We start from the raw sequence: 24533 nt of genomic DNA on the forward strand, positions 1-24533 counted from the left end.
AACCTTTAGTCTATGTCTTTACAAATGAATTATATAGTTGAGACCTCCTTAACCAATTACCTGCTGTCTATAATAGGACGGACTAATATTATGATTTGCCTTAAACAGCTTAGAAAAGTAGTTGGCGTCATTAAAGCCAGTTTTGGCTGCTATTTCGTGGATAGTGAGATTGGTTTCCTGAAGTAGCTGCCTGGCATGGGTGAGTCGTTTCTTGGTAACGTATTGCTTGAAGGTAGTAGCGTTTGTTTTCGAGAAAAGCATACTTATATAACTAGGACTGATTCCTAAAAATTCAGCGAGTTGGTCAAGGCTAAGCTTATCGTCTGTATAATGGTGGTCAATGAAATCCAATGCGGCATTTACATAGTCGAACTGGCCTTTTTCTTTTTGTTTTTCTACCTGATTCATTATGTCCTGACAGAGGAGGACAATTTCCTGGATAATCGTGTAAAGGACTGGATGATTTAGAATGATTTCAAAGAGTTGGTTGTAGCGATGTTCCAAATCTATTCGTTTCTCCATTTGGTATTTAAGCATGAATCTCCGTATTTGTGCTAGAATGCTAGTCAAATGGATGCGTATAGTGTCTGGATGATAATACGTTTTAATGGTAGAGATGCTATATAAAAAATGCTTAATTGTCTGTATGTCATTTTGCTCTAGGCTCGACATCCAAAGTCGTTGCTGCTCCATTGTTAAAAATGGGTCCAAACTTTGAAAGGTAGGAAGTTCGCTTACAAGAAAAATCTGACCAAAGCCATGCTGAAAACGTAGCTTTAGAGTTTCTTTTATAGCTTGGTACATGTCCTTTACGGATTTTCTCGGTAGATCATAGATAGCTATATTTAAGTTGGTATTCTGTGTGTTAGACCATTCCCTTATAATTGCCTTTGCTTTTTTACGAAGCTCCTCGAGTGTTTCTTCTGTTGAGAATGCCACAATACGCTTAGAAAGGGGAAAGAGAGTCAAATGATTTAGGGATTCTAGCCAATGGAAAAGCGGTTCATTCTGCTCCAAAATCTCAGCCTCCAACATCAGACAAAATGTAAACTCTTGCTCTATCTCATATTGATCTAAAAATAAGGAAGGATAAATCGAATGCTCTCCTATTAAAGGTAGACTCTCTTGTTGCACTCTTAATTCATTTCTAACTGCATGAGTTAAATATTGTTTAAGCAAGCTTAAGTCTATTGGTTTAACCAGGAGAGTGAGCGCTCGCATGGAAAGTGCTTCTAAAGCATGCTTAAAAAGTGGCTCTGCAGTGATCCCAATGATGTGATGGGAATTTAGCGATAATGCTTTTCTTAATCGATTGGAATCACTTTGAGCAAGCAACTCCATTTCGAGTAAAATAACCTCTGGGTTCTCGGCCTCGATTTGCTCCACTGCCTCGTTAAAATTTCCTGCCTCTAAAACAGTCATAACATCCAACTGATATCGCTTGATAAACCACTCTATACCTTTTCTTTCTGTTTGATCCCTGTCAATAATTAAGAGCTTCACTTTGTTTCACCCCCTATTAGTTGTACTTATTTAACTTTGAATTAACACTGAGGTATTTTCTTATGATTTTATTCATTGATTCATAAAATCATAAATTATTCCCTATTTATCTTTATAAAATTCCATCTTATCTAATGAAATTCCTTTATTTTAACCCTGGATTATATATATATTATTTTTTCTGAATTTTATAATTGGTAAAACAGAGGGATTTCTAAGACCCTTTCATTAAGCGTATTTTTATTATATTAAAGGGAGTGTTGTGTGTTGGAACATGTAATGCAAAATATTAAAGCACCAACAGGGAGTCAGCTTTCCTGTAAGGGATGGACGCAAGAGGCTGCTATGCGTATGCTCATGAATAATTTGGACCCAGAGGTTGCTGAAAATCCGGATGAGCTAGTGGTGTACGGGGGAATAGGAAAGGCAGCTCGAAACTGGGCGAGCTATGCGCAAATAATCGAGTCGCTGAAAAAGCTAGAAAACGATGAAACGTTACTCATTCAATCAGGTAAGCCGGTAGCGGTGTTTCGTACGTATGAGCACTCGCCACGCGTATTGATTGCGAATTCTAACTTAGTACCAGCTTGGGCCAACTGGGAGCATTTTTATGAGCTAGAGGATAAGGATTTGATGATGTATGGCCAAATGACTGCAGGTAGCTGGATATATATTGGTGCTCAAGGAATTTTACAGGGAACTTATTTGAGTTTTGTGGAGGCAGGTAAAAAAGTGTTTGGTAGTGCAGACCTCCGTGGAAAACTAATTTTAACAGGTGGTATGGGTGGCATGAGTGGTGCTCAGCCCCTTGCAGGGAAGATGGCAGGAGCAGTAATTCTTGTAGTAGAGGTAGACAAGAAACGCATTGAACGAAAAATAAAAGAAGGCTATTGCGATTATTTAGTAGAAGATTTAGATGTGGCACTGAAAATGGCGAAGGAGTTACAGGATAAGAAAGAGCCCGCATCCATTGGGTTAGTTGGAAACTGTGCGGATATTTATAGAGAAATATATGAGCGTGGAATTGTTCCACATCTAGTGACAGATCAAACTAGCGCACATGATCCGTTAAATGGATATATTCCAAATCATATGTCTTTGGAGGAGGCACTAAAGCTTCGCAAGGAAGATCCGAAGGCATATGAGCATAAGGCGAAACAGGCTATGGCTGATCATGTTCAAGCGATGCTCGATTTCCAAAAAGTTGGATCAGAGGTATTTGATTATGGTAACAACATTCGGAAGTATGCACAGGAGATGGGTGTAGCGAATGCCTTCGACTTCCCCGGTTTTGTTCCAGCGTACATTAGACCATTGTTCTGCGAAGGAAAAGGCCCGTTCCGCTGGGCTGCATTGTCCGGGGATCCAGAGGATATTTTAAAGACGGATGCGCTGGCAAAGGAAATGTTTGCAAAAGACGAGGCTTTAGTAAATTGGATTGATATGGCACAGAAAATGGTGAAGTGGCAAGGTCTCCCGGCTCGAATTTGTTGGCTAGGCTACGGTGATCGCCATCGCTTTGCTTTAAAGGTAAACGAAATGGTCGCTTCAGGAGAACTCAAGGCTCCCATTGTGTTCGGGCGAGACCATCTAGACTCAGGCTCTGTTGCATCCCCTAATCGAGAAACAGAAGGAATGAAGGACGGCTCTGATGCAGTTTCAGATTGGCCGATTTTAAATGCACTAGTGAATGTGGCTGGTGGAGCAAGCTGGGTGAGTGTACATCACGGGGGCGGAGTAGGAATGGGATATTCCCAGCATGCTGGTCAGGTGCTTGTGGCAGACGGCACGGAGATGGCAGCAGAAAAAATTAGCCGAGTACTCATATCGGACCCTGGGCTAGGAGTTGCTCGCCATGCGGATGCTGGGTACGAAATTGCCATTAAAACTGCCCAGGAGAAGAATGTTCATATACCAATGCTAAACATAAAAGGATGAGGATACATGACATTACTAATCACTAATGCCAACCAATTAATTACTCTAGCATCTGCTAGTAAAAAAGCACGCATAGGAAAAGAGATGAGCGAGCTTGGCATCATAGAAAATGGAAGTATGTTAATAGAAGATGATCGCATTGTCGCTGTCGGTACAAAGGAAGAGCTTCAGGAGCAGCATCCTGACCTCATAGCACGAGCACAGATTATAGATGCATCAGGCCATATAGTTATGCCGGGTCTAGTAGACGCCCATACTCATCTTGTCTTCGGAGGAACTCGTGAAAATGAATTCCAAATGCGTTTAAACGGTGCTACTTACATGGAGATCATGAATGCTGGTGGAGGAATTCATGCGACCACAAAGAAAACGAGAGAATCATCGTTCGATCACTTATACGAGAAAACATATAACCATCTAAATGATTTTCTTCGCCATGGGGTAACGACGGTAGAAGCGAAAAGTGGCTACGGGTTGGACTTGGAGACAGAGAAGAAACAATTGCAGGTTGCAAAGAAGCTTCAGGAAAATCATCCGGTCGATGTTGTTCGAACGTTTATGGGAGCTCATGCGGTACCTGCCGAGTACAAAGCAAATCCTGATGCATTTGTGGATCAGCTTGTGAATGATATGATTCCAAAGGTGGCTGAGCTTGGTCTAGCAGAGTTTAATGATGTTTTCTGTGAGAAGGGAGTATTTACTCCAGAGCAGTCTCGTAGGATTTTATTGGCAGGCAAGGAGCATGGGCTTATTCCTAAAATTCATGCCGATGAAATTGAACCATATGAGGGGGCGGAGCTAGCAGCAGAGGTTGGAGCTATTTCAGCCGAGCATTTATTGGTAGCATCAGATAAAGGAATACAAGCAATGGCGAAGGCTGGAACTGTTGCTGTTTTATTGCCAGGGACAGCATTTTTCTTGAAGGCTGCCTCTGCACGAGGAAGACTGATGGTAGATGAAGGGGTACCCGTTGCCATTTCGACTGATTTTAATCCAGGATCTTCCCCAACGATTTCTTTGCCTTTCATCATGAATTTAGCGTGTATGAATATGGGTATGACAATGGAAGAGGTAATCACTGCGACTACTATTAACGCAGCCTATGCTATTAATCGTGGAGATGAAATCGGTTCTCTAGAGGTGGGTAAGAAGGCAGATGTACTTATTCTAAATGTAGCAAACTATCAGCAATTGCAATACTTCTACGGGATGAATCATACAAAAACTGTTATCAAAAATGGAAAAGTAGTTTTGGACAACGGAGTGATTACCGATGGACTATAATAAAGCTCCGATAGAGCACTCGCCATTTGATTGGCAAAGGACAGTACATCAGGATATGAAGGTAAAGGATTGGATAGTTCCTCAGTGGCAAAGTGAGAAAAAAGATTGGAATGTAGTGCTTCTAGGAACACCGCTTTCCAGATCCTCTATTAGTGTTTCAGGAGCATCCGAGTTTCCAAATGCCTTTCGCCAATCGTGGGAAAAATTCTCTACCTACTATATTGATGAAGATATAGATATTCGTGAGTTAACAGTAGCAGATATAGGGAATGTAAAGATGCATGTTACCGATATTTTGCGCTGCCATCAACATATCGAGGATGCGATGGAGAGTATCGCAGAGACTTATCCAAATGCATTGAAGGTGACCATCGGTGGAGACCATTCGATAACAGCAGCAACTATTCGTGGACTAAAGAAGGTAATGCCAGAGAAGAAGATTGGTATTTTACAGTTAGATACTCATTTGGATTTACGTTCGACAGATGACCACGGTCCGACGAACGGAACCCCCATTCGTCAATTAATAGAGGGTCGAGTGATTGAGGGAAAGCATGTCTATAATATTGGATTGCATGGGTTTTATAACGCTCCTTCTCTAATCGAGGCAGCAAATGATTATGAGGTTCATCGTATTCGTTTAAAGGAACTGCGTCAAAAGGGTATCGAGCAAACGATACAAGATATACTATCCGTTTTGATGGAGCAGGTAGACTTTATTTATGTAACGGTAGATATGGACGTTCTGGATATTTCATACGCTCCTGGTGTCCCAGCCTCTACTCCAGGTGGCATGAGATCTGATGAGCTATTCGAAATTTTGTATGAGGTCGGGAAATGCGATGGAATAGGAGCGATCGACTTTGTATGCATTGATCCAACGAAGGATAATTCGGTGGAGGCAACTGTAAAGACAACCACCTATGCCTTTTTAACATTTTTAGCATCTTTTTATCAGCATCGAGTGAAGAGATATTAGGCCTTATAATGCTTCGATGATGCACGGTCAGATAGAGAACTGTTTTAAAAAAAGAAAGCGTTTGGCTGCATCTAGTCAAACGTTTTTTTTTGAAGAGATCCAGCAGCATGTCCATCTTTTTAGATAGGGGGAGCCTTATAGTGACTTTTAGTTATATGTTCAGCCATAAATAAATGGATTTCTTTGAATAATAATCTGAAAAATTAATCTTTTTTATGTGATTTCGCGTATAATAATAGTAAATGGGACAGGGAGGAATTGTATGATTAAAAGGATATCCACTGCGTTTACCCAATATAAAAATAAAATTTCAAGGTTGGCAGAATCCATTTTTATTCTAGGAGAGAGGACAAAGGAAGAAGTCACGGAAGAGAGTCGAAGAGCCATCCGGCATATGAAAAGGATGTATCAGTATGATTGGTATGTAGATTTCAAGAGTCAATTTGAACAGGATTGGGATCATCACCCGGAGATTTTACAATTTATGAGCGGAGTAGACGTTAAATCTTTAAACAACGAGGAGAGCAAGAAGAATTTTTTAGAAAGCTTTCATCAGCTATTGGAGAATTTAAAATGGACATAATAAGCTAATCCAAAAAGAAACGAGACTTTCGTTATTCTTTTTGGATTTTTGTTTGTACAAATAATGAGGAAAGAGTAGCGTAGGACGATCGAAATCATTCTAGATGAATCATCACAGAGCCCATACGAAGGGAGAAAGTGCCCCATAAAGCGAGTCGAAGCGCCCATAAAAAGGAGAAAATCGCCCATAAATCCAAATAGCGCCCGTAAATATGCGCAGAGCGCCCATACGAGGGGAGAAAGTGTCCCATAAAGCGAGTCAGCGCGCCCATAAAGAGGAGAAAATCGCCCATAAATTCAAATAGCGCCCGTAAATATGCGCAGGGCGCCCATACGAGGGGAGAAGGTGTCCCATAAAGCTAGTCGAAGCGCCCATAAAAAGGAGAAAATCGCCCTTAAATCCAAATAGCGCCCGTAAATATGCGCAGAGCGCCCATACAAAGGCAAGAAGTGTCCCATATCCATAAAGCAATACCGTTACGTCCATAAAATCGATTACCAACCCAGTATCAAAGGAGGCGATATCCCTTGATACAGCGGTGATCATCTAAACAATCAACCTTAACCCAAAATCCATGCTAGACATAGGTTTAATAAAAAAGACTGGTGGTATTTGTAATTAACACTACCAGTCTTTTGATATTTTTATGTTGTGGAATTAATATACATTTGATGAATTATTTCTCAATCTAGTATGATATAAAGTCTTTCCTTTCTCTGAATTTTTTAGTTGTTTTGAACGAAAACTTCTATTTTTTTATTTAGAGGGTTTGTTTTTTGGAGTTTTGGGGCAATACTCTAAAGAGTTTACGAAAAGAGGTACAAAGGAGGAACTTTATGTTCAAGGTTAGGACTATTTTATTTGTAGTGCTATTGATGTTGACCACAAACACAGTAGCGCATGCAGAGAGTCTATTCTCCCCTATAACTCAAGAGGATGAATCGATTTTTCTTACCGACACTTCAGACCACAGGAATCTAGTAGACAAAAAAACTGACTTAGAGAACGATATGGACGACTTTAATATACATTTTGATGATTTATATGCAATGAAATTGCTTATGAAGCTTCGTTCAGAGCCAGTAACTTATACGGTTGCCGAGGGGGACAACCTCTATAGAATTGCCCTTGCAAATGATTTGTCACTCAATGAACTTATGGATATGAATAATATAACAGGAGATTTAATATTTCCGGGAGACGAACTCATTGTAAAGCAGGGGACAGGAGACTTAGAGGACACACCGAAAAGACAAGTAATGGGAGTTACTGCTCCACCAATTGAACCAGTAGCTCCAAGTGCAGCTTCAACACCGAATACAGCTTCTACAAAAGTTGCTACATCAGCGCCAGTTGTAACAGCAGAACCTAAAACAGAAGGCTCTGTTGAAATGACGATGGAAGCCACAGCATACACAGCCTACTGTACAGGATGCTCAGGAACGACTGCCTATGGAATTGATCTAAGGGCCAATCCAAATGAAAAGGTAATAGCCGTTGACCCTCGTGTTATACCCCTGGGGACAAGGGTATGGGTAGAGGGCTATGGTGAGGCAATCGCTGGAGATACTGGCGGGGCTATCAAAGGGAATAAAATTGACGTATTTATCCCATCCTATGATAATGCAATACAGTGGGGTAGAAAACAAGTTAAACTCATCATATTAAACTAACGTAAAAAACCCATGTAATTTTACATGGGTTTTTATAGTTACATACTATATAAAAAGTACTTGAGAAGATGAATAGAATAAAGGATAATGAAAAATTAATATGACTAATAAAGGGTGGCATTCAAATGGATGAAATACAAATAAATAAGCATCGAAAAACACAGGAAAATAAAGGCCGACTGCTAGTAAAATGTCCAGACAAACCTGGAATAGTGGCAGTATTATCGACCTTTTTATACAAGTATGAATGTAACATCATTGAGTCTAGTCAGTATTCAAGTGACCCAGAAAACGGAACATTCTTTATACGGATTGAATATCACGGTGGTCAGCTGGCTGAAAGGGCTGCAAAAATGGAGAGTGATTTTAAAGAAATTTCACTTGAGCATGGAATGGAATATAAGTTTTCCTATCCTGCAGAACGCATTCGTTCGGCAATTTTTGTATCCCGAGAAACTCATTGCTTAATAGAGCTTTTATGGGAATGGCAAAATGGGGACCTCGACACAGATATAGTGGCAGTCATTAGTAATCACGAAACTGCACGTCCAATGGTAGAGGCACTAGGAATCCCCTATCATTATATTCCGGCTAATAAGGATATTCGTAAGCAGGTGGAGGAAGAGCAAATCCGCTTGATGCAGCAGTATGATGTAGACTTACTTATTTTAGCTCGATATATGCAAATACTAACTCCAGATTTTGTTGCTCATTTTGAGAGTCGCATCATTAACATTCATCACTCCTTCCTACCTGCCTTTATAGGAGCAGGTCCTTACGAACGTGCATATGAGCGTGGAGTAAAGCTGATTGGTGCCACTTCTCACTATGTAACGAACAATTTGGATGAGGGCCCAATTATCGAACAGGACGTAGAACGGGTAGACCACCGGGATGATGTAACGGAACTTAAGAAAATTGGACGTAAAATCGAAAGACGTGTACTTGCGAGAGCTGTAAAATGGCATCTTGAAAACCGAGTAATCGTAGAGGGCAATAAAACCATTGTATTTCATTAATAAAGAAAGCTTCGAGGTATTGATCTATTTCAATACTCCGAAGCTCTTATTTTTTACATGAAATTAATTAAATCATTTTTTTATTTATAGCAGTTAGTTAAGTTTTTCGGCCTATATATTTCCTTTAGCTAGCCATGGTAAAAATCCATCTAGAAATCGTTCGGTTGCTGGCATGAAGTAGGAGCCATAATGATAGTCAGGATCTAGGGTAGTAATAATCCAAGTTCCATTAGTGCTCACCTTGTCAACGTAAAGGACAGCACCACCATCCTCGGTCGTAATAAGTTTGTGAGAACCTTCCACTGGCCAAAATACACCGTGCTGGTGCCACGTAGCATCTCGCAAAGTTATATAGTTGAACAAATCATACTCCGGGTCAGCTAGCACTAATCCACTATTTGCATCCTTTTCAAGCCACCACCAAAAATTAGTTTCTCGTTCCTCCCATTTTTGGTTTGGAAGCCATTCCCAAGGCTGCGGTCCAAAGGCTACAACGATTCCTCCCGCATTTGCAAAAGCATGGATTTTCTCCTTCGAAGCCATCAATAAATGTTCATTTAGCTGTGAAGGTACAAACAAAACATCTATCCCTTCCAATGAATCATTTTGGAAATCTGGGAAGTAGATTAGTCTGTCTATATATTGTTTATATTTTGGTTCATTGAATGTTCTATGATGAGGTGCATGTCCACTATAAATTACAGCAATTTTTCTCATTTGGAGCTGACCTCCTTTTGTAGTGCCTTATATTCATCTTGAATCCATTGTAAGAGCTGGATGCTGATACGATCCGTTGATTTATTTTGCATGCGATGAGCAAAGAGATCACGACCAGAATGAACTAAAATTGTTCCCTTCGTTGACTGGCGATCAATATATGTAATAGGCATTCCATCGCGGAAAGTTAGAAGCACCTCTGCACCATTTGGAACAGGGGAGTGAGTCACTCTTGCGAAGAAGCCGGCCACTCCTTTGTTGTAGGTCATATCATCGGTATCTACTCCCTTAAAAATAGGATGATCTATTTTCTTGAAAACATGATAATCTTCATGGCTTTCAATCGTTCTAGGTGTAAAGATAGGACAGCCAGGAAGCCATTCTCTAAATAAGTGCCCACCGAATATGACAACTTTCCCTGCTTCTAAAAAGTCTTCTATAACTGCTTTATGTTTATATAAGTACTCTTGATCTGCAAAATCGTGCACGACTATACAACAGTACGGATCTAACGGATGCTCGTTTAATTGATATTGATCGATAATCGTAAAATATTCGTTCATAAAAGAATTGGTACGGTTGGACAATCCAAACGCATGACCTGGATCCAAATAGAGTATGTTATTTATGTTAGTCAAAAAGAGCCCTCCATCGCTTGAAATAATTGATAACTATTCTCATTTAATTGCATCATAACATATGCACCTTAAAAATAAAAAGGCAAAATTTTACTATATTACATTCTGAATATTGTTTTTTTATTAAGCATTCTTGACCTTTCGGGATATTTATTATAAGTTAGTTAGGTATTGAAAATGATTCTCAATGAGAATGGAGACAAATATAATGATGAAACGACAATATAGATACATAATTGCCTCTGCTTCTATCGCATTATTATTAGCAGGCTGCGGTAATGATAATGAAGTAAAAAATACGGATTTAGAGGCTAGTCAAGAAACAAAGATAATTGTAGACGAATTAAATAGAGAGGTAGAGATTCCTGGAAAGCTAGACAGCATTGTAATGGGAGGGATACTACCGTACTTCTCCACATGGTTTATCGCTACCAATTCTACTGAAGAGATTGCAGGTATTCATCCAAATTCTTATAATGCAGCCTCTCACTCTATTTTAAAGGAAATTTCTCCATCTATACTAGATGCTAAAACGAACTTTATTGAAAATGGGGAAGTAAACGTAGAAGAGCTACTTTCTTTAGATCCAGATGTCTATTTTGAGATTGCTAACCAAGAAAAAACAGTGAAAAAGCTTGAAGATACAGGAATAACAACTGTTGCGTTAGACACTGCAACCGATTCACTTAATCCGTTAGATACATTAAATCGTTGGTTAACTTTAACAGGAGAAATTACTGGTATAACAGATCGTCCTGACGAGATTATTGCTGAAGGTGAAGAAAACCAACAAATGATTTACGATACGCTCGATGAAGCAGGTGTCAAAGAGAAGGACATGCCACGTGTGATGGTATTGCAATACCATAATGATGGAGAGATTTCTGTGGCAGGAACGGGAATGCACGGAAATCGTTGGCTGAACTCCACTGGCGGAATAGATGTAGCAGCCGAAGAGGTCGATGGTATTAAAGCAGTAAATATGGAGCAAATTTATAAATGGAACCCTGATATCATTTATATTACTAATTTTACGGAAACTCAGCCTGAGGACTTGTATAACAACGTTTTTGAAAGCCAAGACTGGAGTGAAGTAAAGGCCGTTCAGGATAAAAAGGTTTATAAAATGCCGCTTGGTATCTATCGCTGGTATCCACCAAGTGGAGATGCACCATTGATGCTAAAATGGATGGCACAAAAAAATCATCCTGAGCTATTTACGTATGACATGAACGAGGAAATAAAAGACTATTACAAACGCTACTATGATTATGATTTAACGGATACACAAGTGGAAGAGATCTTATATCCACCATCGGAAGCAGCAAAATACTAATACAAAGGTGTCTATATAAATGAAGTCTAAATTGATCAAGATATTACTTTGGACATTGCCTATTATAGTTGGGCTGATTTCGATTGGGGTAGGTCGGTATCAAATTGATTTCATCGTTCAAATCCAAATACTGCTCTCTCAAATAGTACCTATGGAGCAAACATGGACAAACATGGAAGAAACAGTGGTCATGAATGTACGCCTACCAAGGATTTTATTGGCTATGCTAATTGGTGGTGGATTGTCCATCGCTGGTGCAGCATTCCAGGGGATGTTCGCCAATCCATTAGTTAGCCCTGATATTCTAGGTGTGTCAGCTGGGGCTGGATTTGGAGCCTCCATTGGAATTCTATTGTTTGGTAATAGCTTCACGATGCAAATCATGGCATTAGTAATGGGTATGCTAGCGATTGGCTTCACCTTTCTAATAGGTGGAGTAAAGCGAGATATGCCTATATTTATGCTAGTTCTTGCGGGAGTTGTCACTAGTGCATTGTTTCAGGCGTTAATCTCGCTTGTGAAATTCCTTGCTGACCCTGAGGAAAAGCTCCCGGCAATTACATATTGGCTAATGGGAAGTCTTGGTACTGCCAGCTATAGCGATTTAATGATTGGTGGTCCAATTATTTTGGTTGGAATTCTGATATTATATGTCCTTCGTTGGAGACTAAACATCCTGTCACTTTCTGAGGAAGAGGCATTGTCATTAGGGGTATCTGTTAACAAGCTAAAATGGCTAGTTATTTTAGGAGCAACGTTAATTACTGCTGCAGCAGTATCCATTGCCGGTATTATCGGATGGGTAGGGCTAATCATTCCGCATATCGCTCGAATGATTGTAGGAAGTAACAACCAATATGTCCTTCCAGCATCTATTTCCATTGGAGCAGTGTACTTGTTATTCATCGATAATCTTGCTCGTAGTCTAACGGCAGCTGAAATTCCACTTTCTATTTTAACAGCTATTATTGGAGCTCCGTTTTTTGCATATTTACTCCGTAAAACAGGAGGTGGCTGGAATTGATTTTACAGGTGAAGGATGGAAACTACTTTTATAAAAAGGTGAAGGCTCCTGATTCTCAAAATTTTTTGTATATGAATGATATTAACTTTGAGCTTCGTCCTGGAGAAATTCTGTCCATTCTTGGTCCAAATGGAGCGGGAAAGACGACACTGTTAAAATGTATGATGGGCTTACAGGAATGGAAAAGGGGAGAAACTTTACTAGATGGTAAACCACTTTCTAAGATGAATTCCAAGGAAGTTTGGACAAAGATTGGTTATGTACCTCAGGCATCCAGTATGACATTCAGCTATTCCATTTTGGATTTAGTGACAATGGGGAGAGCAGTATATATTCGTTCCTTTGCCCAGCCATCTAAAAAAGACTATGCTTTGGCTTTAGAAGCCTTAGACTCAGTAGGCATCAAGCATTTAGCAGAAGAATCCTGCACATCTGTCAGCGGAGGGGAGCTACAATTAGCGCTAATCGCCCGGACCCTAGTGGCAGACCCAGAGATTTTAGTACTAGATGAGCCTGAATCCCATTTAGATATGCAGAAGCAAAAGGTTATCCTACAAACAATAAAAAGACTAGCTAAAGAAAAGGGCTTGGCCTGTGTCATAAATACTCATTATGCAAATCATGCATTTTATCTAGGAGATAAAGTACTTATGGTTGCGAAAGAAATGCCTGTAATAACTGGGAGTGTTTCTGATATTATGACGGAGAAAAATATTTTAGATTATTTCCAAATCGCTGTAAAGCGTCTGAGACACGAACTGGACGGACAAGTTTATGAAACGGTAGTTCCTACGTATTTCGGCAATGATCTATAGGACGACTGGACAGCAGAGCATAAAGGACAAAAGAGTAGACGTTTACATGTCTACTCTTTTTATTGGAAGAATCTATGTACGCGATAATAAATTATTGCATATCATAAAGTAATTCATAAGTAATAATAACCCTAGAGTCATATGTGGAAAAGTAAGGCATATTTGACCAGCAATAAGTTGAATGTATATTGATTTGTGTATATAATATCAATAAATAAGCAAGTTAAAGGACTGGATACTGCAATATCCAGTCCTACAATATGCAGCCGCAGAAAGAGCGGTTGGTCCTAGGTCAGAAATAACCGTCAAACCTTTGCCAGGGGACGGTTATTTCTTTTTTATGAAGAAAATAATCAATGTCACTACGATAGAAAAAGCTGTTAGGAAGACAGCACTTAGCTGCATTAACAAATTGATCGATTCGTAAATTGTCATTGGCATCACCCCTTTGAAAGAAGTGACCGCCGCCCAACCTGGTATGCAATTGCACTTTCTATTATAACATATTTACGAACTAATGTTCTATTTTATTTGTGTAATACTTGTTTAAACATTAAAAAACCGCCATGTGGCGGTTTTTAAATCTCTATCTGCATTGGTCTTTTCGCGCGGATATCTCCGAGCAAAAATTTACCATATGGGATAACATTTTGAATGATAATAGAAATAATGATTGGAATAACTGTACATAATATAGTGTAACCGACAACTCCATATTCAAAGTAATCGTTCAAAATCATGTCCGTAAAAATATGTAAGTACATAATAGCTATGGAATGATTTTCAATTTTTCGAAGCCATTCCAGTGAAAGAATTTTAGTTATTCTTTGGAAAAAGCCTACGATTACAATGATAAAGGAAATCGGGATAATTAAATCTAATAGCATATGATCATAACGAAGAAATTTCATGCTCAGTTTGTAATTTATCAATCCATTTTGATCTAGTAGAATCATTCCAAAAGCTAACGCTCCTGCGCTGAATAGCCAAGGCTTAGTCACATTCATCCACAGTGATTTACCGTAGTAGCCTAAAGAAAAGTATACTACTGCCATCAATACGACATCTAAATTCCATACCATTGGGATAGATTGTGCTGATTCTACTGCTGATTCACTGATTACTTCTCTAGCAAAAATACTTTGAAGATGCGCTGCAATATAGCAAAACGCAAGGAGACTTATTTGTTGTACTTTGCTTAAATATTTTGTCATCCACATAAATAATAGATAAGTAAAGAATAGAGTGGTGACAAACCAGAAAACTCCGTAAGCACCCCGTACGAATCTACCGGCAATGAATAATTTCCATAAATCATTTAAATACCAAGAAAAATCATGGTTTCCTTGGGATATTTCCATACCATATCGAATACCTGTAATCGTTAAAAGGAAAAATAGATAAGGTACCATTAGTTGTAGAAATCTTTTCTTTACTGTTTTATTAGATGTTGTATCTTCTTTGATTTCTTTGAAGAAGATTCCACTCAATAGAAAAAATGCTGGCATATGAAACCAGTAAATATACTTTGATAGAGGGAAATCTAGTTCTCCAGGGTAGTGTCCTATAACAACGAGGATCATTAAAAAACCCTTTGTTACGTCTACCCATGTGACTCGTTTCTTGTTCATGATGTTCCTCCATAGCCGTCTCATATGTTTGTATAGCCACTTTTTAGTGAATATAAACTTAAGGAGAGAAAAAAATAATAGAATGGAGGCTTGATAAAAATGACAACTGTTGTTTGTTTTGGTGATAGTATCACCGCTAGAAAGGAAGGTAATCCAAGTCCGGCGCTTACGTATAAGCTAGCTCAGAAATTACCGAACTATAATTTTATCAACGCCGGAGTCTCGGGCAATACTACTGAACAGGCGATTGAACGTTTCGCTGCAGATGTAATTGCTAAAAAACCTGACTATGTCACAGTTCTTTTTGGTTCGAATGATTCTGCCACATATCGTTTAGTAGACTTAGAATTATTCAAGCGTAATATAACCACCTTTGCGAAGGTCATTGGTCCAAGTAAGACGATTCTTATTTCACCGCCTCCAGTAGATGAATCTTTTCAGGAGAATCGCACTAATGAGTCCTTGCTACAATATACAACCGTTGTAAGAGAGGTAGCTGAAGAGACAGGTAGTCACTACATAGATTTTTTTACTGCTATGTATTCAAGAGAAGATTACAAAGAGCTATTAGTTGGCGAAAAGAACGATGGTCTTCATTTTGGGGAAGCAGGCTATGACATGCTGTCCGATTTAATCGCTCAAAAACTTATCGAGATAAACTTGAATCATCCTAAAAAGGGTTTATTGGAAAAGGTAATCGGCTTGTTTTTTGAAAAAGAAAAATAACGTATGTTATTACTGGCATTGGGAAACTCTATACATGAGTATCCAATGAAGGAGTGATAGCAATGCTTCAGTTAAACACAGAATTAGAAGGTAAGACAGCATTTTTTGGAGATTTACATGACCGTATCTCGAGTTTAGGTTATACAATCGGAGGAAACTGGGATTACCATAAAGGTAGCTTTGATTCTATCCTTTGCCGCGAGGAGGGAGAAACCATCTATCTTCGCATCCCATTTACAGTGACTCAAGGAGAGCTTGATGATTACGAGGCACACATTAAATTCCAATCTCCTTATTTAATAAAACATGTGGTCAATGTAGGTCTGGATAAAGATGAAAATTCGTTGCTAACTACTACGGGATTTGATCAGTTTCAATCACCCGTAGATCAAGACGGTAACATTACCGACAAGAACCGCTGGGAGCATGCTGGCGAGCAGGAAGTAGAAAAAGTGCTTCGATTATTGCATTAACATTAATAGAAGGGCTGTCTCACATAGGTGAGGCGGTCCTTTTGTTTATTGGAATAGGGATTCGCAAGCCGGTAGGGGATAGGGAAGGAGACGTGGAAGAGTCTGCGATTGATTGTCGTAAAAGATGTGAGGATTGTAGTAATCCAGAGGTTGATTGTCGCAAACTACCGGTGATTGTAGTAATCTAGGCTTTGATTGTCGTAATCGGAGCATTCAGCTATATCTTAGAGCTGTTCTTCATTTAAAGAGTTCTGTACATATAAATGTCCTAGAGTTACATTATGAGCGGTTATTCTTTATAATAGAGTCAAATAGATTTGTACTTGAAAGGAAAGCGATCGATGATGTATGAGCGATTGATTGATTCGGAGCTGGAGACGGAAGTTTTGGCCCGACAGCTAGCTGAGTTATTACAGCCTGCAGATGTCCTGACATTAGAGGGAGATTTGGGAGCAGGGAAGACAACATTTACGAAAAGTGTGGCGAAGGGTCTTGGAATCACAAGAAACGTGAACAGCCCAACGTTTACCATATTGAAGCAATATGAGGGTAGGCTACCTTTAAACCATTTGGATGTTTACCGTTTAGCGGATAGTGATGAGGATCTGGGCTGGGACGAGCTTTTTTACGGTGATGCAGTAAGCATTATTGAGTGGGCTCATTTAATACAAGAGGATTTGCCGCCTGAACGATTGGCAATACAGATTCATCGACTGGACAATGACAAGCGTCGATTTACGTTTGAGCCTTTTGGGAAGAGATATGAACAATTATGTGAGGAGCTTTTTGAATGATTTGGTTAGGAATAGATACATCTCATACACCGCTTGCGGTAGCAGTCGTAAAGGACGGGCAGGTGCTTGCAGAATATAAGTCCTCTGTGAAGGTAACTCATTCCATTGGAACGATGCCAGCAATAGAGGAGCTTATGAAAAAAGCTAATATTCAGCCTAACGAGCTAGATGCGATTGCGGTGGCAAAAGGGCCAGGCTCTTATACGGGAGTGCGAATCGGTGTGACAATCGGAAAGACGCTCGCTTGGACGTTAAATATTCCAATTTACTCGGTTTCAAGTTTGCAGGTGCTTGCAGGGAACGCACCATATTTCCAAGGGACGGTGTGTTCCATTATGGATGCTCGACGTGGAAATGTATTTGCGGGAATTTATACGGACGGTAAATTAGTGAAGGAATCTCATATGTCTATGGCAGATTTGCTATCTACTTTGGATGAGATGGGGCACCAGGTTTTATTTGTAGGAATGGATGTAGCTCTTCATTGGAACCAAATAAAAGAGGTGCTTGGCGATAAAGTCCACCAAGCAGGAGCATCATTTTCATTACCAAGTGCTGCAGTCCTAATAGAAATTGCGCAAAGAATGGAGCCGGTAAGTGTACATACTACGGTACCAGAATATTTGCGAATAACAGAGGCAGAGGCAAACTGGATGAAAGAGCAGAAGAAAAATGGAAACTAAAACGATTACCTATCGCAAAATGACTATAGAAGACATAGACCAGGTGCTTTTAATAGAAGAAGAGGCATTCGCACATCCATGGACTAGAGAGGCATTCGAGCATGAAATGACGACTAATCTATATTCCTACTATTTAGTAGCGGAGATAGAGGAAAAGGATATTGTCGGCTATTGTGGAATGTGGATTGTCATGGATGAAAGTCATATCACGAATGTGGCAGTAGCAGAACGTATGCGAGGCCATCGAATTGGGGAAGGCTTAATGCGTGAGGCGATCCGTATTGTAAAGGAACAACAAGGAGTACTTATGACGTTAGAGGTACGCGTATCCAATACGGTTGCAAAAAATTTATATTACAAGCTTGGCTTCCAGGATGGAGGCATTCGTAAAAATTATTATACAGATACACAAGAGGATGCTCTTGTAATGTGGGTGGAATTCAAATGACAAAAGATCAATATATTTTAGGAATAGAAACAAGCTGTGATGAAACAGCGGCTTCCATAGTCAAAAATGGAACAGAAATAATATCCAATGTCGTAGCATCACAAATAGAAAGTCACAAGCGCTTTGGTGGAGTAGTTCCAGAGGTTGCTTCTCGTCATCATGTGGAGCAAATCACACTGGTTATAGAAGAAGCTTTAAAGCAAGCGGACATGACTCCTCAGGATTTAGATGCAGTGGCAGTAACCGAAGGCCCTGGGCTAGTAGGTGCCCTATTAATAGGAATAAACGCTGCAAAAGCATTCTCGTTTGCAAACGGTCTGCCTTTAGTAGGAGTTCATCATATTGCGGGGCATATTTATGCAAATGCGTTGGTCCAGCCGATGGAATTTCCGTTACTTGCTCTAGTAGTATCAGGAGGGCATACCGAGCTAGTGTTGATGAAAGAAGACGGTCAATTTGAGCTAATCGGAGAAACACGCGATGATGCAGCTGGAGAGGCTTATGACAAAGTAGCTAGAGTCTTGAATCTCCCTTATCCTGGTGGTCCACACATAGATCGTCTAGCAAATGAGAGCGATCAAGCAGTGCCTTTCCCAAGGGCTTGGCTAGAGGAGGGCTCTTATGATTTTAGTTTCAGTGGCTTAAAATCTGCAGTCATCAATTATCAGCATAATGCGGAGCAAAGAGGGGAAGCAATCAATCCTAACCATCTTGCCGCGGGCTTCCAAGAGAGCGTAATAGAAGTACTCACTACTAAAACGCTTCGTGCAGCCAGGGAGTTTAATGTGAAGCAAGTAATTGCTGCTGGTGGTGTAGCAGCAAATAAAGGACTGCGAAAAGCATTGGAAGAAGCATTCCAAAAAGAGAATATTCCTTTTTATGTGCCTCCAATCAAATTGTGTACAGACAATGCAGCCATGATCGCAGCTGCTGGTAGCTCTAAATTTTCAGCTGGGCAAATAGGGGATTTAGCGATGAATGGTCGTCCTGGGTTAGAATTAAATAGCTGGAACTAAACGAAATCCTCTTTTCTTCGACAAGAAAAGAGGATTTTTTACCATGTATTATTTCGGTTGTCAATAGAGAACATTCGTACTTATGCACAATTTGTTGATAACTTGTTAGTAAGTTGTGTGTTTTCAATATATTGTGGTTATTTATACTCACAACTTGTGGAAAACTAAGTTTTTAATCTGTGGACAATGTGGATAAACCTGTTGATAGATTGATATGACAGTACTTTTGATGTTAATAAATATGTGGAAAAAGATTTTTAGGAAAAAGGGGCTTGACCTATATATGCCATCGTTCGACAAAATACAACATATGTATCTGATATCCTGTTAGAACGATTAGACAACTTTGTACCATAAACCGACTCGATCAATTTAATAATTGGTTGCTTGTCCCATTAATCTGACTGTTTTCTTTATAAATTGAATAGTTAATCCCAAAAATAAATAGTTCGACATTATATATTTTTCCCCATATAAAAAAAGGTAAACCGAGTCAATCGGCTTACCCTGTAATTTCTTCTAATTGTTCCTGTAGCTCCAGCCATTCATTGGAGATGGTGTCTTGCTTTACCTTAAGGTTATCGAGCTCACTCTGTAATTTTTGGACTGCCTCATGGTCCTGGAAGACTTCTGGATCACATAGCTTTTCCTCGATTAATGCGATTTCTGAATCGATAGCAGAAATTTGTTCCTCGAGCTCATCGATTTGACGTCGAATTTGTCTTTCCTTTTTCTTCGCTTCTTTATCAATCGTCGAGGTATTTACCTTTTGAACGACTGTATTTTGTGCAATCGAGCTTTCCATTGCTAACTCCTCGAGCTCTTCCTTTTTCTCTAGATAATAGTCATAGTCACCTAAAAACAGTGTTGCTTCTTTGGAGGAGAGTTCAATTACCTTTGTTGCAATTCGGTTAATAAAATAACGGTCATGTGACACGAAGATAATTGTTCCAGGGAAATCGAGCAAAGCATTCTCTAAAACCTCTTTGCTATCCAAATCTAAATGGTTTGTAGGCTCATCAAGAACTAGCGTATTTGATTTCAATAGCATGAGCTTGGCAAGTGCAAGTCTAGCCTTTTCTCCACCGGATAGCGTAGAGACTGTTTTTTGGACATCGTCTCCAGAGAACAGGAAGCGACCTAGTACATTGCGAACATCCTTTTCATTCATGAGAGGCCATTCATCCCATAGCTCTTTCAAAACGGTTTTATTGCCGGAAAGAGCTGCTTGTTCCTGGTCATAGTAACCAAATTGCACATTCGTCCCGTATTGAATATGCCCGCCAGCAGATGGAAGCTGCTTCATAATTGTTTTCAGCAAGGTGGATTTACCGACGCCATTCGGTCCAACTAATGCAATCCGGTCCTGCTTGTACACAGAAAATGAGATGTTAGAGGAGACGGTTTTATTGGAGTAGCCAACAGCAACATCCTCTAAGCGCAGAACATCATTGCCACTTGGGCGGTCGATGGTAAAACCGAAGTTAGCGGATTTTTCATCGCCATCAGGTGCATCCATCCAGTCTGTCTTCTCGATTACCTTTCTTCTAGACTGCGCCATCTTGGTTGTGGAGGCACGAGCCAGGTTACGGCTAACAAAATCCTCTAGCTTTGCCTTTTCCTCTTGTTGCTTCTCATACTTCTTTTTATCCAGCTCATAATTTTTTGCCTTTTGCGTTAAATAGGCACTGTAGTTACCAACGTATCTCGTAACATTATGGCGAGAAACCTCGTACACTAGATTTACTACCTGATCTAGGAAGTACCGGTCATGGGATACGATTAAAATGGCTCCACTATAATTTTTCAAATAGTTTTCTAAGAAGCTGAGTGTTTGGATATCCAAATGGTTTGTAGGCTCATCGAGTATAAGTAAATCGGGCTTACTTAATAGCATTTTAGCTAAAGCTAGGCGTGTTTTTTGTCCGCCAGATAATGCTTGTACAGGCTTGTCATAGTCGTCCGGGAAAAACTGCATCCCATGTAAGATAGAGCGGATGTCAGATTCAAAGCGATAGCCACCAGCCTCGTTAAATGCAAGCTGAAGCTCGTCATATGTAGCAGCTACTTTAGCGTAGGCTTCTGGATCCTCATAGACAGCAGGGTCAGCCATTTGGGCTTCTAATGAACGTAATTCTTTTTCGGAGTCTATTAAATGACTGAAGATAGATTTCATTTCCTCCCAAATGGTCAGCTTGGATTCTAAACCGGCATGCTGCTCTAAGTAGCCTAGTCTAATATTTTTTGGCATGATAATGTCACCGGAATCATAGGACATTTCTCCGGCAATTATTTTAAGTAAGGTAGATTTCCCAGCACCGTTACGACCGACTAGTGCAACTCGGTCACGGTCTTGAACCTCTAGCTTTACGTTTGTTAATATATCTTCCCCATTAAAGGATTTAGTTACTTGGTTTACTTGTAAAACGATCACGATTATTTGCACCTCAATTCTATCCTAAGTGTAATAGATAGGACTTGTCGTTGCAACGTTCTCCCTTTACAATGAAAGAAAGGTAACGTGAAAAAATGAATTTGCCTTATACATTAGGAGGATACTTATGAAACGTGATGTACCTCGCATTCCTCAAGCGACAATGAAACGACTTCCTTTATATTATAGATTTTTACAAAGCTTTCACAATGCAGAGCATAAACGTATTTCATCCCAACAGCTAAGTGAAGCGATGAAAATCGACTCGGCAACCATCCGGAGAGACTTTTCTCATTTTGGAGCATTAGGTAAGAAAGGCTATGGCTACGATGTACCGCATTTATTAGAGTTTTTCAGAAAAACACTAGATCAAGACGAAGCAGCGAAGGTTGCATTGATAGGTGTTGGTAGCTTAGGGACAGCGTTTGTTAAATATAACTTTCAAAAAAACCATAATACAAGAATAGTAGTGGCATTTGATACGAAGGCGCCACTTGAAGGAACCATTATTAGCGATATCCCAGTTTTTCATTCAAGTGTAATGCTAGAAAAGCTTAAGGAATACGGAATTGAATTAGTCATTTTCACTCTTCCAAGCCGTTCTGCCCAAGAGGTGGCCAACCTCCTAGTTGGATCAGATGTAAAGGGGATATTAAATTTCACTCCTGTTCCAATCAGCACACCTGATGAGATTCGCGTACATACGATTGACCTTTCGGTTGAACTTCAAACACTAATCTATATGATTCGAAACGATATATAAGAAAAGCGAAACCGCCTATCTCTGCCCCGACAGGCAAATGGAGAAATGCGAGGAGGCAGCTCCTCAGCCACCGCAGTATTTCTCCATTTGACCCGAGGGGCAAGGCGGTGTAGCTAGACACCAAGAAAAGCGGAACCGCCTATGTATGCCCCGACAGGCAAATGGAAAAAAGCGAGGAGGCAGCTCCTCAGCCGCCGGAGCTTTTACCCATTTGACCCCGAGGGGCAAGGCGGTGCAGCTAGACACCAAGAAAAGCGCAGGCGCCTGTCACTGCCCCGACAGGCAAATGGGGAAATGCGAGGAGGCAGCTCATCAGCCACCGGAGTATTTTTCCATTTGACCCCGAGGGGCAAGGCGGTGTAGCTAGACACCAAGAAAAGCGAAACCGCCTGTCACTGCCCCGAAAAAATAAAAACTAGCAAGGATATCAAACTTCTCCATTCATCTGAAAAAGCCTTCGACTCTAATTTAGTCGAAGGCTTACTTTGTATATTCGCTTTTCAGGAGGGAATAAATGACAAGGTCGATATAGCGTCCCTTTTCAAATTCATGTTCCCTTAGAACACCATCTCTGTGAAAGCCTAGCTTACTTACAAGGGAGGCATCGTTTTCTGACGTGATTTGAGCTTCAATTTTGTTTACATTTAACTCTGAAAAGGCAAAGTGAATAACAGCCTTTAGTGTCTCCGTCATAATTCCCTTTCCCCATGATTCAGGGGAGAGGTCATAGCCTATTTCTATCCGGTTATGTTCAACCTCATAGTTTAAATAGCCACACGTACCAATCACTTTTTTGTTTACCTTCTCTTCTATTACCCAACGCAAACCAGTTTGCTCCAAAAATATTTTCTCGTACCAACTAATCTCGCCTTTTGCATCTTCAATAGAAGTAAACGGATCGAGTGGCATATGCTCTACAACATTTTCATTGGCATACAATTCTAGAATGTCGTCGGAGTCTTGTTCGGTTGCTTTTCGAAGAATAAGTCTTTCTGTTTCTATTATAGGAAGCTTCGTAAATGAAAAAGTCATAGTGATTCCTCCTTATTGCAACATTTCTGCTAATCTTTCAAAGAAGTTAATGATTTCTTCATTATATAGTTGTGCAATTACTACGAATCCGTTTAAAAGCATATGGGCAATAATAGAAGTAATGATTCGTTTTGTCTTATAATAAATGAATGCGAATATAAAACCAGACACAGCATATATTAGTATGTGCGTAAACTCAAAATGGATGACTGCAAAGGACAGTGAGCTTATAAGTGCTGCTACAAAGAAGTTTGTTTTAGGTAATAATGTTCCGAAAATGATACGACGGAAGATGAGCTCTTCTAAGATTGGGGCAAAGAATACGATAGAGAAAAAAACAAAGGGCACCGAACTAGCTAGTTCCATGAAATCTTGTGTATTTTCAGAACCGGGCTCGATTCCAAAAAATTTAATCTCTATATTAGCAGCAAGGGCCTGGCCGTACAAAACCATTATGAATCCCAAAACTCCCCAGGCAACTGATTTGAGTGTGCTCGAAGCTTGTCCCTTTAAAGGTCGGATAAAGCTCTTGTCTTTTCGGATGATAAGTAAAGTGATGATTGTTGCAGTCCCCATTCCGATGAAAGTCCACCAGCCGTTAGCCAGTAACATAGGATTTTCCAGGTTATAGTATTTAAAAACCATAAATAGCAGAGAAGCAAAGATGATTCCGGAGAGCTGCATGACACAGTAGGTGATTAATATGTATAAGGCTGTTTGTTGTTTTTTCATCTAAATATCCTTTCCGTCTTCTATAAAGATTCTATTGCATAGCATACTGGTAATTATTATATGTGCTAGCCTTATTGTAATGGAAAACTAAAATAAAATCGCTTGTTAGCTATTTTATTCTTGGACAGTTTTAGTATTGAAAAGGGACTTGCTTTCGCACAAAGGCAAGGTGAAATACTCATGATCTAAGAGGAGAAAGTAGATAATAAAATTTTAAAAAAAGTTTAGGTTCTGACTTGCAAAATTTCCATAGTTTAATTATTATTATAAGTGTGTTAGCACTCAAAGTGTG

Annotated in this window: 24 protein-coding genes; 17 read left to right on the plus strand and 7 right to left on the minus strand. The window is 39.8% G+C overall.

Features of this window, described 5'->3' with window-relative positions:
• Positions 1–48 precede the first annotated feature (48 nt).
• A complete protein-coding gene (locus M3627_RS21085; RefSeq protein ID WP_251556101.1) occupies positions 49–1503 on the minus strand; it encodes a helix-turn-helix domain-containing protein in 1455 nt (484 codons plus the stop codon).
• A 267-nt stretch (positions 1504–1770) separates the two neighbouring features.
• On the opposite strand from M3627_RS21085, the gene hutU reads away from it, so the two are divergent.
• From hutU to purU, 6 genes are all read left to right on the plus strand, one after another.
• A complete protein-coding gene (gene hutU, locus M3627_RS13510; protein ID WP_251556104.1) occupies positions 1771–3441 on the plus strand; it encodes a urocanate hydratase in 1671 nt (556 codons plus the stop codon).
• A 6-nt stretch (positions 3442–3447) separates the two neighbouring features.
• Positions 3448–4725, plus strand: a complete 1278-nt coding sequence (hutI, locus tag M3627_RS13515; RefSeq protein WP_251556106.1) for an imidazolonepropionase — start codon at positions 3448–3450, stop codon at positions 4723–4725.
• On the plus strand, positions 4715–5704 hold the full coding sequence (locus M3627_RS13520; RefSeq protein ID WP_251556107.1) for an agmatinase family protein: 990 nt from the start codon (positions 4715–4717) through the stop codon (positions 5702–5704). Before hutI ends, M3627_RS13520 begins: the two co-directional genes overlap by 11 nt.
• 262 nt (positions 5705–5966) lie before the next feature.
• Entirely contained in the window at positions 5967–6287 is a 321-nt protein-coding gene (locus M3627_RS13525; protein ID WP_251556108.1) for a hypothetical protein, read from the plus strand.
• Positions 6288–7123: 836 nt separating this feature from the next.
• The gene (locus tag M3627_RS13530) at positions 7124–7960 is read left to right on the plus strand and encodes a 3D domain-containing protein (RefSeq protein ID WP_240949759.1); all 837 of its coding nucleotides are present in this window, start codon (positions 7124–7126) and stop codon (positions 7958–7960) included.
• Positions 7961–8085: 125 nt separating this feature from the next.
• Positions 8086–8979 carry a formyltetrahydrofolate deformylase gene (gene purU, locus M3627_RS13535; RefSeq protein ID WP_251556109.1) on the plus strand — a complete coding sequence of 298 codons (894 nt, stop codon included), beginning with the start codon at positions 8086–8088 and terminating at the stop codon, positions 8977–8979.
• A gap of 111 nt (positions 8980–9090) precedes the next feature.
• On the opposite strand, the gene M3627_RS13540 is transcribed toward purU, so the two are convergent.
• Entirely contained in the window at positions 9091–9696 is a 606-nt protein-coding gene (locus tag M3627_RS13540) for a hypothetical protein (RefSeq protein WP_251556110.1), read from the minus strand.
• Positions 9693–10334 carry a phosphate starvation-inducible protein PhoH gene (locus M3627_RS13545; RefSeq protein ID WP_251556112.1) on the minus strand — a complete coding sequence of 214 codons (642 nt, stop codon included), beginning with the start codon at positions 10332–10334 and terminating at the stop codon, positions 9693–9695. Before M3627_RS13545 ends, M3627_RS13540 begins: the two co-directional genes overlap by 4 nt.
• Before the next feature lie 211 nt (positions 10335–10545).
• Here M3627_RS13545 and M3627_RS13550 point away from each other — a divergent pair, with 211 nt between their 5' ends.
• Genes M3627_RS13550 through M3627_RS13560 form a run of 3 tightly spaced genes read left to right on the plus strand, consistent with a single transcriptional unit; the run spans position 10546 to position 13509 of the window.
• On the plus strand, positions 10546–11670 hold the full coding sequence (locus tag M3627_RS13550; protein ID WP_353056468.1) for an ABC transporter substrate-binding protein: 1125 nt from the start codon (positions 10546–10548) through the stop codon (positions 11668–11670).
• A gap of 19 nt (positions 11671–11689) precedes the next feature.
• Complete coding sequence (locus M3627_RS13555; RefSeq protein WP_169360471.1) at positions 11690–12694, plus strand: FecCD family ABC transporter permease; 1005 nt, start codon at positions 11690–11692, stop codon at positions 12692–12694.
• Complete coding sequence (locus M3627_RS13560; RefSeq protein WP_169360470.1) at positions 12691–13509, plus strand: ABC transporter ATP-binding protein; 819 nt, start codon at positions 12691–12693, stop codon at positions 13507–13509. Before M3627_RS13555 ends, M3627_RS13560 begins: the two co-directional genes overlap by 4 nt.
• A 578-nt stretch (positions 13510–14087) precedes the next feature.
• On the opposite strand, the gene M3627_RS13565 is transcribed toward M3627_RS13560, so the two are convergent.
• Complete coding sequence (locus M3627_RS13565; RefSeq protein ID WP_251556115.1) at positions 14088–15140, minus strand: acyltransferase family protein; 1053 nt, start codon at positions 15138–15140, stop codon at positions 14088–14090.
• 99 nt (positions 15141–15239) lie between these two features.
• On the opposite strand from M3627_RS13565, the gene M3627_RS13570 reads away from it, so the two are divergent.
• From M3627_RS13570 to tsaD, 7 genes are all read left to right on the plus strand, one after another.
• Complete coding sequence (locus M3627_RS13570; protein WP_169360468.1) at positions 15240–15866, plus strand: GDSL-type esterase/lipase family protein; 627 nt, start codon at positions 15240–15242, stop codon at positions 15864–15866.
• 62 nt (positions 15867–15928) lie between these two features.
• On the plus strand, positions 15929–16339 hold the full coding sequence (locus M3627_RS13575) for a YugN family protein (protein ID WP_169360467.1): 411 nt from the start codon (positions 15929–15931) through the stop codon (positions 16337–16339).
• A 41-nt stretch (positions 16340–16380) separates the two neighbouring features.
• On the plus strand, positions 16381–16527 hold the full coding sequence (locus M3627_RS13580; protein WP_169360466.1) for a hypothetical protein: 147 nt from the start codon (positions 16381–16383) through the stop codon (positions 16525–16527).
• Between the two features lie 153 nt (positions 16528–16680).
• A complete protein-coding gene (gene tsaE / locus M3627_RS13585) occupies positions 16681–17133 on the plus strand; it encodes a tRNA (adenosine(37)-N6)-threonylcarbamoyltransferase complex ATPase subunit type 1 TsaE (RefSeq protein ID WP_251556116.1) in 453 nt (150 codons plus the stop codon).
• Positions 17130–17816, plus strand: coding sequence for a tRNA (adenosine(37)-N6)-threonylcarbamoyltransferase complex dimerization subunit type 1 TsaB (tsaB, locus tag M3627_RS13590; protein ID WP_251556117.1), 687 nt, complete (start codon positions 17130–17132; stop codon positions 17814–17816). Before tsaE ends, tsaB begins: the two co-directional genes overlap by 4 nt.
• On the plus strand, positions 17806–18264 hold the full coding sequence (rimI, locus tag M3627_RS13595) for a ribosomal protein S18-alanine N-acetyltransferase (protein WP_169360463.1): 459 nt from the start codon (positions 17806–17808) through the stop codon (positions 18262–18264). The genes tsaB and rimI overlap by 11 nt, the downstream gene beginning before the upstream one ends.
• Positions 18261–19280, plus strand: coding sequence for a tRNA (adenosine(37)-N6)-threonylcarbamoyltransferase complex transferase subunit TsaD (gene tsaD / locus M3627_RS13600; protein WP_169360462.1), 1020 nt, complete (start codon positions 18261–18263; stop codon positions 19278–19280). Before rimI ends, tsaD begins: the two co-directional genes overlap by 4 nt.
• 502 nt (positions 19281–19782) lie before the next feature.
• Here the strand turns inward: tsaD and M3627_RS13605 are convergent.
• On the minus strand, positions 19783–21714 hold the full coding sequence (locus M3627_RS13605) for an ABC-F family ATP-binding cassette domain-containing protein (protein ID WP_251556118.1): 1932 nt from the start codon (positions 21712–21714) through the stop codon (positions 19783–19785).
• Between the two features lie 127 nt (positions 21715–21841).
• On the opposite strand from M3627_RS13605, the gene M3627_RS13610 reads away from it, so the two are divergent.
• Complete coding sequence (locus M3627_RS13610; RefSeq protein WP_169360460.1) at positions 21842–22477, plus strand: redox-sensing transcriptional repressor Rex; 636 nt, start codon at positions 21842–21844, stop codon at positions 22475–22477.
• A 480-nt stretch (positions 22478–22957) separates the two neighbouring features.
• Here M3627_RS13610 and M3627_RS13615 read toward each other — a convergent pair whose 3' ends face one another.
• Positions 22958–23509, minus strand: a complete 552-nt coding sequence (locus tag M3627_RS13615) for a GNAT family N-acetyltransferase (protein ID WP_251556120.1) — start codon at positions 23507–23509, stop codon at positions 22958–22960.
• A 12-nt stretch (positions 23510–23521) separates the two neighbouring features.
• Positions 23522–24241: a CPBP family intramembrane glutamic endopeptidase gene (locus M3627_RS13620; protein WP_251556121.1), complete on the minus strand. Its 720-nt coding sequence runs from the start codon at positions 24239–24241 to the stop codon at positions 23522–23524.
• Positions 24242–24533 lie beyond the last annotated feature (292 nt).

Source organism: Psychrobacillus sp. MER TA 171 (genome assembly GCF_023713305.1).
Lineage (GTDB): Bacteria > Bacillota > Bacilli > Bacillales_A > Planococcaceae > Psychrobacillus.

What these genes read in the sequence shown, in the direction of transcription:
- hutI (WP_251556106.1), top strand. Translation starts at nt 3,448, where the DNA reads ATGACATTACTAATCACTAATGCCAACCAATTAATTACTCTAGCATCT.
- M3627_RS13520 (WP_251556107.1), top strand. Translation starts at nt 4,715, where the DNA reads ATGGACTATAATAAAGCTCCGATAGAGCACTCGCCATTTGATTGGCAA.
- M3627_RS13525 (WP_251556108.1), top strand. Translation starts at nt 5,967, where the DNA reads ATGATTAAAAGGATATCCACTGCGTTTACCCAATATAAAAATAAAATT.
- M3627_RS13530 (WP_240949759.1), top strand. Translation starts at nt 7,124, where the DNA reads ATGTTCAAGGTTAGGACTATTTTATTTGTAGTGCTATTGATGTTGACC.
- purU (WP_251556109.1), top strand. Translation starts at nt 8,086, where the DNA reads ATGGATGAAATACAAATAAATAAGCATCGAAAAACACAGGAAAATAAA.
- M3627_RS13540 (WP_251556110.1), bottom strand. Translation starts at nt 9,696, where the DNA reads ATGAGAAAAATTGCTGTAATTTATAGTGGACATGCACCTCATCATAGA.
- M3627_RS13550 (WP_353056468.1), top strand. Translation starts at nt 10,546, where the DNA reads ATGAAACGACAATATAGATACATAATTGCCTCTGCTTCTATCGCATTA.
- M3627_RS13555 (WP_169360471.1), top strand. Translation starts at nt 11,690, where the DNA reads ATGAAGTCTAAATTGATCAAGATATTACTTTGGACATTGCCTATTATA.
- M3627_RS13565 (WP_251556115.1), bottom strand. Translation starts at nt 15,140, where the DNA reads ATGAACAAGAAACGAGTCACATGGGTAGACGTAACAAAGGGTTTTTTA.
- M3627_RS13570 (WP_169360468.1), top strand. Translation starts at nt 15,240, where the DNA reads ATGACAACTGTTGTTTGTTTTGGTGATAGTATCACCGCTAGAAAGGAA.
- M3627_RS13575 (WP_169360467.1), top strand. Translation starts at nt 15,929, where the DNA reads ATGCTTCAGTTAAACACAGAATTAGAAGGTAAGACAGCATTTTTTGGA.
- tsaE (WP_251556116.1), top strand. Translation starts at nt 16,681, where the DNA reads ATGATGTATGAGCGATTGATTGATTCGGAGCTGGAGACGGAAGTTTTG.
- tsaB (WP_251556117.1), top strand. Translation starts at nt 17,130, where the DNA reads ATGATTTGGTTAGGAATAGATACATCTCATACACCGCTTGCGGTAGCA.
- rimI (WP_169360463.1), top strand. Translation starts at nt 17,806, where the DNA reads ATGGAAACTAAAACGATTACCTATCGCAAAATGACTATAGAAGACATA.
- tsaD (WP_169360462.1), top strand. Translation starts at nt 18,261, where the DNA reads ATGACAAAAGATCAATATATTTTAGGAATAGAAACAAGCTGTGATGAA.
- M3627_RS13610 (WP_169360460.1), top strand. Translation starts at nt 21,842, where the DNA reads ATGAAACGTGATGTACCTCGCATTCCTCAAGCGACAATGAAACGACTT.
- M3627_RS13615 (WP_251556120.1), bottom strand. Translation starts at nt 23,509, where the DNA reads ATGACTTTTTCATTTACGAAGCTTCCTATAATAGAAACAGAAAGACTT.
- M3627_RS13620 (WP_251556121.1), bottom strand. Translation starts at nt 24,241, where the DNA reads ATGAAAAAACAACAAACAGCCTTATACATATTAATCACCTACTGTGTC.